Raw genomic sequence first — 10,485 nt, 5'->3', positions numbered from 1 at the left:
CCACCACGTCGGGATTGATGCTGCGCGCTTCCTCGACGGCGACCTCCAACAGGCGTTTGCGCTCGTCGAGAGTCAGCGACCAGAACTCGGCTATTCCGCTGGTGCACCACAACATCGGATGCCCGAGATCACCGACGCAGTAGCGCACCAGCGTCCGGTAGGCATCCCAGTCGATATCATCGCCGTCGGTGCCGCAGAACGGGGTGTACAGGGAGTCACCGATCCCCCGCAATGCACCGTGCGCCCACGCACGCGCCTCTGTTGCCGTAGCCACACTCGACTCCTTTTGTCTGCCAATCGATTTCTTCGACGCGTCCTCAGGTGAAGTCTGAACCGCCATCGACGTTGATGTTGGCTCCGGTCATGTAGGAGTTGCGCCGCGAGGCCAGGAACGCGGCGACCGGGCCGATTTCGTCCGGCAGGCCCGCACGCGGCACGTGCGCGGGATGACCGAAATGCTTGGCGATGGCCTCCATCAGGGCGTAGGGGTCGTTGCCGTCGACCCCCACCGTCTTCGCCCAGCCGACCAGGGATTCGGACGCGATGCTGCCCGGCGACACCCGGGCGCCTTCGTCGGCAAAGCAGCGTGCCGTCGCCAATCCCATCCCGCGGCTACCGCCGACTACCACCGCAGTGGCGTTCGCCAGCCCTAGATCCATTGCTTAATCCGCAGCTCTAGTCTGGTCATCTTCGCCTGTCCAGCCGGTTTACCAAAAAGCCTACGATAGGTATTACAGTAGCAGAGGAAGAATGCGACACGAAGGCGAATACGCAGGTCAGGAGAGAAGTGCGGGTAAATTCAACTCTACCGACAGCACGGCTACCAGACCGCATGCATGAAACGGATTTTGATGGAGGTGCCCGTAGTGGCAAAACAGGCAACCGCCGATAAACGCCAGCGACGCGAACGCGGGTCCATCAATCCCGATGACATCATCAGCGGCGCATTCGAACTCGCTGAGCGGGTGTCGATCGACAACCTGAGCATGCCGCTGCTCGGCAAACATCTTGGTGTCGGTGTGACGAGCATCTACTGGTACTTCCGCAAGAAGGACGACCTGCTCAACGCGATGACCGACCGCGCGCTGAGCAAGTACGTGTTCGCGACTCCCTATGTTGAGGCAAGCGACTGGCGCGAGACCTTGCGCAACCACGCACGATTGATGCGTAAGACCTTCATGGGCAACCCAATTCTGTGCGACCTGATTCTGATTCGGGCGGCCCTTTCTCCGAAGGCGGCGCGGATGGGTGCTCAGGAGATGGAGAAGGCGGTGGCCAATTTGGTGGAGGCCGGCCTGTCACCGGAGGATGCGTTCGACACCTATTCGGCGGTTTCGGTTCACGTGCGTGGATCGGTGGTACTGCAACGGCTCTACGAAAAGAATCAATCGTCGGACGTCGGGCCTCGGGCCATCGAAGACGCCGTCTCCATCGACCCGGAAACGACCCCACTCCTTTCTCAGGTAACCCGGATAGGTCACCGCATCGGCGCGCCCGACGAAACCAATTTCGAGTACGGGCTCACCTGCATTCTCGATCACGCCAGCAGGCTGATCGACGAGAAGGGCAGCAAGGCGGCGCAATCACGACAGCGCAAGCCGGCCAAGTCGGCTACCACTCGGGGTCGCACCAAAGCGGCAGCGTCTAACTAATTCCGCTCGAAACGGCTTGTCAGCCTTCGGGTTCCGGTACGTGGAAGTGCTCGTCGCGTAACCGAAACGCCTCCCGGGCGCCGTGCTGCGCACGGGTCTTGACGAAGTTGAATTCGTCCGGCCCGAATTGCAGGTTTGTGCCGAAGGCGTGGAACAGATAGCTGGCGACCTCTTCGCCCTGATATGCCTGGCTCTGCTCGACGAGCCGGAATGCCTCCTTGGCGATGACGACCCCGTCGGCCGGCATCTTCGCCGCCTTCTCTGCCCAATATCGCGCCCGGGCGGTCACCGCACCGGGCGCGCAGGTGTCGGTGAAGATTCCGAGGTGTTCGATCTCAGCCGCCTCGATGATGTCGCCGGTCAGCAGCAGGCGCCGGGACAGCACCGGCCCAAGGCGGTGAAAGAACATGTGCAGGCTGCCGAGTGCGGGGCCCAGGAAACGGGTTGCCGGCATGCCGATCTTGGTGTCGCGCGCGATCACCGAGATGTCGGTCATCAACGCCATCTCAAAACCGCCGCCGAGAGCGTAGCCGGCGATCTCCCCCACCGTTACCTTCGGAAAGCCCATGAAATTGTGGTAGAAGCCAAAAGACTTGCGGTCCACGGTGAGTCGCCGCCGCTGGCTGGGACGACGTTTGTCTGCCCGGTCCTCGGCGGTTGCCTGGTTGGGTGGCGCGGTCGCGCCGTACCAGCCGTAGGCATTGTTCATGTCGGCTCCGGTGGAAAAGACCCCCTCGGCACCACGCAGTAGCACCACCGTGAGGTCATCGTCTTCGGCCACCCGGTCCAGGCAGCGGGCAACGGCCTCACGCATTTCCGCATCGTAGGAGTTGCGTTGTTTGGGATTGTTCAGCGTGATGGTCGCGATGCGCCGATCGGGATCGATGTCGAACAGCACGCGATCGTCTGAGGTGCTCGAGGCGGTCATGTGTCGCGCTCCTTTCGACGCCTGCCGAATCGTGTTCCGGCAAGCTTTTCCGGCCGTGACGCCAACGTGTTGACCTCGCCGGTACACAGGACTTCGTCGTCGAGCAACAGCCGCCCGGTCGACATGATGCCGCGTTCGCCCTCGGATCGGGCGATGTCGAAGCGCAGCTCGGTCAACACCGGTGTCGGCCGGCGGAAGGTCACGACCAGGGATCGCGTTTTGCCGGAAAGGCCGGTGACGCAGTTGTGGTGCTGAATGACGCAGTCGAAGAAGACGCCCAGGAATCCACCGTGCACCAATCCCGGCGGCCCCTCGTACACCAGCGGGAACTCGACACTGCCCGTTGCGTTCTCGGCATCATGTTGGTCGAACTGGTATTCGGGAAAGCACGGGTTGTACGCACCGATATCGGTTGCGTGGTTGAGGTAGACGCGCCGGGGGTCGTCGGGCAATTCGCCGATGCGCGGCGCGTTGTCCGTCGGCGCCGCGGCCGCCAGTTCGCTTTCCCACTCGGCGAACTTCTGCAGCATGGCGTCCACCGCGCGGTGCGGATGCTCGAGGGATACCAGCAACGAGCTCAGACGCCGCATGGCGGCAGCTGCGGCCACGGTCTGGGCAAGCGGCGCCTCACCGAATTTCGCGTCGCCGTTGCTGGTCGACGCGGGCGCGGCGTGCCCCTCCGACAAGGCCATGGTCTCTCTTTCAGCTGAGTTGTTCCGCAGGCAGCGTATCCTTGCTAACTTATACAGCGTATCAATCGTATTGCCTACTGTATGGGTAACCGTATCGGCGAAGAAAGGCCGGATTCGACGGTGAGTCAGGGGGCCGACACGGCCGGTGCCGAGGGTTCGGTAACAGTGCACCGCGACGGTGCGGTGTTACTGGTGACGCTCGATCGCCGATCCCGCCGTAATTCGGTGACGCAGTTGATGATCCGGACCTTGGTCGAAGCGCTGACCGATGCTGCCGCCGACGATTCGCTGCGAGCCGTACACATCCGCGGCGCAGGCGACGACTTCTGCGCCGGCGCCGACTGGGTGGCCGCCAACAATCCCGGTGGGCAGAGTCCCCGCAGCGGAAATTTGGTGCGACGGATCCCCCATGCCGCTCACCGGGTGATCGAGCTAGTCGCAACCATCCAGCTGCCGGTGGTGTGCAGCGTGCGAGGTTGGGCCGTGGGATTCGGTTGCAATCTCGCGCTGGCCGCCGACTTCACCGTGGCCGCCGACGATGCGGTCTTCTGGGAGCCCTTCATCGACCGTGGATTCAGTCCGGACTCGGGGTCCACCTGGCTGCTGGCCCGCCTCGCCGGCCTGGCGCGGGCCAGGCGCATGCTGCTGCTCGGCGAGAAGGTGAACGCGCCGGAAGCGGCGGACTGGGGATTGATCCACCAGACGGTTAGCGGCTCGGACCTCGACCACGCCGCCGAGGAGCTGGTGGGCCGGCTGGCCTCCGGACCGACGGCCGCGATCGGCCTGGCCAAACAGGCCCTGAACTTCGGCCAGCACGCAACGCTGAGCCAGTCACTGACCCAGGAACTGTTCAACCTGGAATTATCATGCCGAACAAGCGATTTCAAGGAGGGCCTGGCGGCCTTCCGGCAGCGACGGGATCCGGATTTTCGTGGACGGTAACCAGGGAAGCAACGACTCCAGGGCGCTGAGTGCGGGGTCTTTGCATCGGAATTGCCTCGAATCCGCCCATAGGCCCCACACTCGCGGGTTGGACCCGACGCCAGACGAAGGAATGACCGATGCCCACTGACCCGTTCGATACGATCAAGTACGAAGTCGACGGGCACACCGCGACTATTACCCTGAACCGGCCGGACGCCCTCAATGCGCTCAGCCCGCACATGATCAGCGAGCTTCGCGCGGCTTACGACGAGGCCGAAAACGACGACAACGTCTGGCTCACCATCGTCACCGGCACCGGCCGAGCCTTTTGCACCGGCGCCGATGTCAAGGAGATTCCGGAAGACGGCAAGGTGATCTACGAGCGGCCATACCTGTCGACGTATGACCAATGGGAGGCGCCGCAGGAGGGCACGCCACCGTTTCGCGCCATGGCCAAGCCCGTGCTGAGCGCCGTGAACGGAATCTGCTGTGGCGCCGGCATGGATTGGGTCACTACGACCGACATCGTCATCGCGTCCGAGCAGGCGACCTTCTTCGATCCGCACGTCAGCATCGGGCTGGTGGCGGGGCGGGAATTGGTGCGGGTGTCTCGGGTGTTGCCCCGCTCGATCGCGCTGCGAATGGCCTTGATGGGCAAGCACGAGCGGATGAGCGCGCAACGCGCCTACGAGCTCGGGTTGATCAGCGAGATCGTCGAGCATGACCGCCTGCTGGAGCGGGCCCACGAGATCGCCGGCGTCGTCAATTCCAATGCGCCGCTGGCCGTCCGGGGCACCCGACTGGCGATTCTCAAGGGCCTGAACGTGCCGCTGCACGAGGCGGAGATACTCGCCGAGACCTTCCGCGAGCGTGTGCTGCGTACCAAGGACGCGCAGGAAGGTCCTAAGGCGTTCGTCGAGAAACGCAAACCGAACTGGCAATGCCGATGACTTTCGAAACCATTCTGCTCGAGGTCGACGCGCGCGACCATGTCGCCACCATCACGCTGAATCGCCCTGATCAGCTCAACGCGTTCAACCGCACCATGTGCGAGGAGATGGCCCGCGCATGGCGCGCGGTCAAGCTCGACGAGTCGGTGCATGCGGTGGTGTTGCGCGCCGCCGGCGACCGGGCGTTCAGCGCCGGGCTGGACATCAAGACACCGTACGGGCAGCCCGAAAACATCTGGAACCACGAGGATCCCGGCGAGGCCCTCAGCCCCAAATGGCAGAAGATGTGGAAACCCGTGGTCTGTGCGGTCCAGGGCATGTGCACAGCCGGCGCGTTTTACTTCATCAACGAATCCGACGTGGTCATCTGCTCCGAAAACGCTACGTTCTTCGACTCTCACGTGTCGGCCGGCCTGGTCTGCGCATTGGAGCCGATCGGCCTGATGCGGCGCATCGGCCTGGGCGAGACTCTGCGTATAGCACTGATGGGCAACGACGAGCGCGTCAGCGCCGGCACGGCCCTGCGGATCGGATTGGTCTCCGAGGTTGTGGCCGCCGACCGGCTCTGGAACCGTGCCCACGAGATTGCGGTGACTATCGCCGCCAAGCCGCCGACCGCGACAGCGGGCACGGTGAAAGCGATTTGGGAATCGCTGGACAAGCCGTACCGCGCCGCACTGGAACAGGGCTTGATCTACACCCGGCTGGGAAACCCGCTGGGCACCGCCGAGCTGGCCGCTCAGAACGATTCCCAGACCCGGGGCGCGGCGCGCAAACCGAAGATTCGCTGATGTCGAGTCACCCACTGGTACAACGCATCGCCGAGGTGCTCGACCTGCAGCCGGATTCGCATGCCATCGAGTATGGCGGGCAGTGGATCCCCTGGGCTCAGGTCGCCGCATCGGCACAACGCATCGCAGCCATTACCTCCGGAGCCGAAGTCGGGATGCTGTTGCGCAACCGGCCGGGGCACGTGGCCGCGTTTCTGGGCGTGCTGCTGGGCGGTGGAACGGTCGTGGTCATCAACCCGTCGCGCGGTGACGAGCGCACCAAGAACGACATTGCCGGGCTGCAGCTTCCCGTGATCGTCGGCGAGCGCGGCGATCTGACGACGCTGGTAGCCGCGGGCACGCCGACGGTGGCGATCTCGGGCCTGCTGGACGACGCCGACGCAACCACGCCACCCGCCCGCGACGCCGGCCCGCCGTCCGGTGTCGCGGTGCGCATGTTGACCAGCGGCACGACGGGCCCGCCCAAGCGAATCGACCTGAGTTACGACATGCTGGCGCACAGCGTGATGGGTCCGGATCCCGAGCACGCGGCGTCGCCTCAAGGGCTGCGCCGCGGCGTCGCGATCGTCAACTCACCGCTGGTGCATATCGGCGGGGTATTCCGGGTGCTGCAATGCATCGCCGAGGCGCGGCCCTTTGTGCTGCTGGAACGATTCGAGCTCAGCGCATGGACCGAGGCGGTGCGCAAGCATCGCCCCCGCGCGGCGTCGCTGGTACCGGCCGCCCTGCGCACCGTATTGCACTCCGCTGTTCCGCGCGCCGACCTGGAAAGCCTTAAGGCCGTCACCTGCGGTACGGCACCGCTGTCGGCCGAGGATGCCGACGCCTTCACCGAGAAGTACGGCGTTCCCGTGTTGACCTCCTATGCGGCAACCGAATTCGGTGGTGGCGTGGCGGGCTGGACCCTTCCCGACCATCAGCGATACTGGAAAACCAAACGGGGCAGCGTCGGTCGGGCCAATCCTGGCGCTCAGCTCAGGGTGGTCGCCCAGGACGGAACCCCCTTGGGCCCAGACGAAGTCGGCCTGCTGGAGGTCAAGCCGGGCCAGCTGGGGCCTGCCGCGCAATGGATGCGGACCACCGATATGGCGCGGATCGACGCCGACGGGTTTCTCTGGATCGTCGGGCGCGCCGACCAGGCGATCATCCGCGGCGGTTTCAAGGTGATGCCTGACGACGTTCGCGGCGCACTGGAAAGCCACCCCGCCGTGACCGGTGCGGCCGTGATCGCCCGACCCGACGAGCGGCTCGGCGAGACACCGGTCGCCATGGTTGAGCTACGCGAGCGGGCCTGCGCCGACGTCGGGGTGCTGGTGGAGTACCTGCGAGAGCGGCTGGCCCGCTACGAGATTCCCACCGAGATCGCAATCGTCGACACGATCCCGCGCACGCCTTCGGGTAAAGCCGACCTGAGCGAGATCCGGCGCTACTTCGAAGAGTCCGCAGCGCAGCACGACCATGCCCGGTGAATCCACCGTCGTCGAGATCTTGCGACACCGAGCCCGCTCGCGCGAAGACCACCCCCTTCTCGTCTGCGACGGCGAGCGCATCAGCTACGCCCAGGCCGATCACCGCTCGGCGGAGCTCGCCCGCGGTCTGATTGCCCTCGGCGCCGGCAAGGGAACCCATGTAGGGCTGCTCTATCCGAACGGACCCGAGTTCGTCGTCGGGATGCTGGCGGCGGCGCGAATAGGAGCCGTGGTGATTCCGTTCTCCACCTTCGTCACCGCCCGCGAGCTGAGCGAGCAACTGGTCGATAGCGACGTGGAAATCCTGTTGACCGCCGCATCTTTTCGCTCTCACGATTACGTGAAACGGCTGGCCGAAATCCTCCCGGACGCCGATCTCGGTTCCCGATTGCTTTGTGCCGCAGCACCGCAGCTGCGCCACGTCGCGGTCACTCACGAGACGGTGTACGGGCTGGCCCACTCTGTCGATACCGCACTCCTGACGGCGCTGGAAGATGATGTCGCAGAATGTGATCCGCTGACGATCGTGTACACGTCGGGTTCCACCAACGCACCGAAGGGAGCGGTGCACACGCACGGCGCCCTGCTCGCGCATCAGCAGAACCTCAACGGGATCCGCGGCTTGACGGCCGACGACAGGCTGTTCTGCAATTCGCCGTTCTTCTGGATCGGTGGGCTCGCGTTCGGCCTGCTCGCGACTTTGGCGGCCGGATCGACCTTGGTGTGTTCCAACGCCACCGACGCGGGTGCGACACTCGACCTGCTAGAAGCCGAAAAGCCAACCATCACCAACGGGTTCGCCGCCGGAATCGCCCACCTGGCCGACCACCCTAGCTTCCCCCGCCGCGACCTGTCGTCGATGCGGCGCGGCAACCTGTACCCGATCATGGCTTCCGACGCCCGCCCGGCCGACCCGGAACTGCGGCACAACATGCTGGGCATGACCGAGGCCGGCAGCGTCGTGCTGATCGGCGATGACGAATCCGACCAACCCGAGCACCGGCGTGGCTCGTTCGGCAAGGCGGCACCGGGGTTCGAGACCAAGATCATCGATCCCGGCACCGCTGCCGTCAAGTCGGTCGGTGACGTCGGCGAGCTGTGCATTCGCGGGCCATACCTGATGCAGCGCTATTACAAGCGCAGCCGCGAACAATGTTTCGATGTCGACGGTTGGTTCCACAGCGGCGACTTGGTGCGCGTCGATGCCGACGGATTCGTCTATTTCGTCGGCCGGCTCAGCGCGATGATCAAAACGGGGGGCGCTAATGTCTCGGCGGCCGAGGTGGAGAAGGCCATCAGCAGGGTCACCGATGGAGCGCCTGCTTACGTGATCGGCCTTCCCGACGCCCGGCGCGGGCAGGTTGTCGCCGCGGCGGTTGTCCAGGCAGACGGCGCCCCGCATTTCGACGAAGCCGCACTGGTTGCGCTCCTCAAAACGGAACTATCCGCGTACAAGATTCCCAAGCGATTCGTCGCCCTCCGCAGGGCCGAGGTTCCGCTGCTGTCCAGTGGCAAGATCGACATCCGCCAACTCAGAGAGCTCTTCGATGTCTAGCACTGTCGACCAGCTGGTGCGGCTACGGGCCGACCGCGATGGTGACACGCCGATGGTGATCGATCCCACCTCCCGCATCAGCTACCGCGAACTCGACTCGACCACACGTGATTTGGCCGCCATCTTCATCGAGGCCGGCGTGGGCAAGGGCACCCGGGTAGGACTCATCATGCCCAACGGCACCCGCTGGGTGCAGATCGCCATCGCCCTGACCCGTATCGGCGCGGTGCTGGTCCCACTCAGCACCCTGCTGACGGCCGCAGAGCTGGCCGCGCAACTACGGGCGGCCGCGGTGCAGTTTTTACTCAGCGTCGAAGAATTCCGTGGGCACCGCTACGTCGACGACCTCAAGACGATGCCGCAAATCGAACTTCCAGCGTTACGGGCGGTTTGGTCGGTCGACGGGTTCGGAAATGGCTGTGCGAGCGAGCACGCCCGCAACATCGTCGACCCCATGACGGCGACGGTCGCGGCCGCCGACCCGCTGGTGATCATGTTCACCTCGGGCAGCAGCGGATCGCCCAAGGGAGTCATCCACTCACACGGCAACGCGTTGGGCGCCGTGCAGTCGGGCCTAGCGGCTCGCTGTATCACCTCTGAGACCCGCCTGTATCTGCCGATGCCTTTCTTCTGGGTGGGCGGTTTCGGCAGCGGGATACTGTCGGCCCTGCTGGCCGGCGCCACCCTGGTGACCGAGGAAATACCGCGGCCGGAAACGACCCTGAGACTGCTGGAAGGCGAACGGGTCAACCTGTTTCGCGGCTGGCCGGACCAAGCCGAAGCGTTGGCACGGTACGCCAGCGAGGTCGGCGCTGACCTGTCCGCTCTGCGGCCGGGAAGCCTGCAGGCGCTGTTACCGCCCGAGCAGCGCGCCCCGCCCGGCGCGCGCGCCAGGTTGTTCGGCATGACCGAGGCTTTCGGGCCGTACTGCGGTTATCCCGCCGACACCGACATGCCCGCTTCGGCGTGGGGCAGCTGCGGAAAACCGTTCCCCGGCATGGAAGTCCGCATCGTCGACGCCGACAGCGGCGCGCCCGTCGGGGCGGGCGCCACCGGCATGATCCAAATCCGCGGACCGCACACGCTGCGTGGCATCTGCGGGCGCACCCGCGAGGATCTCTTCACCGCCGGCGGTTATTACCCCACCGGTGACCTCGGCCACCTCGACGGCGATGGATTCCTGTTCTACCACGGGCGATCCGACGACATGTTCAAAGTCAGCGGCGCGACCGTCTACCCCAGTGAGGTCGAGAGCGCGCTGCGCACGATCGACGGCATCGACAACGCCTTCGTCACCAATGTTCCCGGCGCTGCGGGCAATCGCGTGGGCGCGGCGGTGGTGTGCCGTGCGCTGACCGCCGAGCAGCTGCGCGGCTCCGCGCGAACTCTGTTGAGCGCCTTCAAGGTCCCGACGGTGTGGCTACTGCTGGAATCCGACGACGACGTTCCCCGTGGTGCCACCGGCAAGGTCGACATCCGTCGACTGCGCGGGATGCTGTCAGACCAGGCTTAAGGAACCCGTTC

The 10,485-nt window shown here is 65.0% G+C and carries 9 protein-coding genes and 2 pseudogenes; 7 read left to right on the top strand and 4 right to left on the bottom strand.

Annotated features, from left to right (window positions below):
- Positions 1-274, bottom strand: a pseudogene (locus VFW69_RS06075) (dihydrodipicolinate synthase family protein); the annotation flags it as partial.
- A gap of 43 nt (positions 275-317) precedes the next feature.
- Positions 318-560 (bottom strand): annotated as a pseudogene (locus tag VFW69_RS06070) (SDR family oxidoreductase); the annotation flags it as partial.
- 291 nt (positions 561-851) lie between these two features.
- Here VFW69_RS06070 and VFW69_RS06065 point away from each other — a divergent pair.
- Positions 852-1,652, top strand: coding sequence for a TetR/AcrR family transcriptional regulator (locus tag VFW69_RS06065; RefSeq protein ID WP_526499182.1), 801 nt, complete (start codon positions 852-854; stop codon positions 1,650-1,652).
- A gap of 19 nt (positions 1,653-1,671) precedes the next feature.
- Here the strand turns inward: VFW69_RS06065 and VFW69_RS06060 are convergent, their stop codons facing one another.
- Positions 1,672-2,580, bottom strand: a complete 909-nt coding sequence (locus VFW69_RS06060) for an enoyl-CoA hydratase/isomerase family protein (protein WP_526499176.1) — start codon at positions 2,578-2,580, stop codon at positions 1,672-1,674.
- Positions 2,577-3,272 carry a hypothetical protein gene (locus VFW69_RS06055; RefSeq protein WP_526499174.1) on the bottom strand — a complete coding sequence of 232 codons (696 nt, stop codon included), beginning with the start codon at positions 3,270-3,272 and terminating at the stop codon, positions 2,577-2,579. Before VFW69_RS06055 ends, VFW69_RS06060 begins: the two co-directional genes overlap by 4 nt.
- A 120-nt stretch (positions 3,273-3,392) precedes the next feature.
- Between VFW69_RS06055 and VFW69_RS06050 the strand changes: the two genes are divergently transcribed.
- The 6 genes from VFW69_RS06050 (at position 3,393) to VFW69_RS06025 (ending at position 10,474) form a co-directional block, all read left to right on the top strand.
- Complete coding sequence (locus VFW69_RS06050; protein ID WP_526499172.1) at positions 3,393-4,214, top strand: enoyl-CoA hydratase/isomerase family protein; 822 nt, start codon at positions 3,393-3,395, stop codon at positions 4,212-4,214.
- 119 nt (positions 4,215-4,333) lie between these two features.
- Entirely contained in the window at positions 4,334-5,146 is an 813-nt protein-coding gene (locus VFW69_RS06045; RefSeq protein ID WP_526499170.1) for an enoyl-CoA hydratase/isomerase family protein, read from the top strand.
- The gene (locus VFW69_RS06040; RefSeq protein ID WP_526499168.1) at positions 5,137-5,937 is read left to right on the top strand and encodes an enoyl-CoA hydratase/isomerase family protein; all 801 of its coding nucleotides are present in this window, start codon (positions 5,137-5,139) and stop codon (positions 5,935-5,937) included. The genes VFW69_RS06045 and VFW69_RS06040 overlap by 10 nt, the downstream gene beginning before the upstream one ends.
- Entirely contained in the window at positions 5,937-7,406 is a 1,470-nt protein-coding gene (locus VFW69_RS06035; RefSeq protein WP_526499166.1) for a class I adenylate-forming enzyme family protein, read from the top strand. The genes VFW69_RS06040 and VFW69_RS06035 overlap by 1 nt, the downstream gene beginning before the upstream one ends.
- On the top strand, positions 7,396-8,961 hold the full coding sequence (locus tag VFW69_RS06030; protein ID WP_526499164.1) for a class I adenylate-forming enzyme family protein: 1,566 nt from the start codon (positions 7,396-7,398) through the stop codon (positions 8,959-8,961). The genes VFW69_RS06035 and VFW69_RS06030 overlap by 11 nt, the downstream gene beginning before the upstream one ends.
- Entirely contained in the window at positions 8,954-10,474 is a 1,521-nt protein-coding gene (locus VFW69_RS06025) for a class I adenylate-forming enzyme family protein (protein WP_526499162.1), read from the top strand. Before VFW69_RS06030 ends, VFW69_RS06025 begins: the two co-directional genes overlap by 8 nt.
- Positions 10,475-10,485 lie beyond the last annotated feature (11 nt).

This window comes from Mycobacterium sp., assembly GCF_036273375.1.
In the GTDB taxonomy this organism is placed as follows: Bacteria; Actinomycetota; Actinomycetes; order Mycobacteriales; family Mycobacteriaceae; genus Mycobacterium.
Note: the sequence above shows the minus strand (reverse complement) of the source record. Positions and strands in the feature narration are given on the sequence as shown.

What these genes read in the sequence shown, in the direction of transcription:
- VFW69_RS06065 (WP_526499182.1), top strand. Translation starts at nt 852, where the DNA reads ATGGAGGTGCCCGTAGTGGCAAAACAGGCAACCGCCGATAAACGCCAG.
- VFW69_RS06030 (WP_526499164.1), top strand. Translation starts at nt 7,396, where the DNA reads ATGCCCGGTGAATCCACCGTCGTCGAGATCTTGCGACACCGAGCCCGC.
- VFW69_RS06035 (WP_526499166.1), top strand. Translation starts at nt 5,937, where the DNA reads ATGTCGAGTCACCCACTGGTACAACGCATCGCCGAGGTGCTCGACCTG.
- VFW69_RS06025 (WP_526499162.1), top strand. Translation starts at nt 8,954, where the DNA reads ATGTCTAGCACTGTCGACCAGCTGGTGCGGCTACGGGCCGACCGCGAT.
- VFW69_RS06055 (WP_526499174.1), bottom strand. Translation starts at nt 3,272, where the DNA reads ATGGCCTTGTCGGAGGGGCACGCCGCGCCCGCGTCGACCAGCAACGGC.
- VFW69_RS06045 (WP_526499170.1), top strand. Translation starts at nt 4,334, where the DNA reads ATGCCCACTGACCCGTTCGATACGATCAAGTACGAAGTCGACGGGCAC.
- VFW69_RS06040 (WP_526499168.1), top strand. Translation starts at nt 5,137, where the DNA reads ATGCCGATGACTTTCGAAACCATTCTGCTCGAGGTCGACGCGCGCGAC.
- VFW69_RS06060 (WP_526499176.1), bottom strand. Translation starts at nt 2,580, where the DNA reads ATGACCGCCTCGAGCACCTCAGACGATCGCGTGCTGTTCGACATCGAT.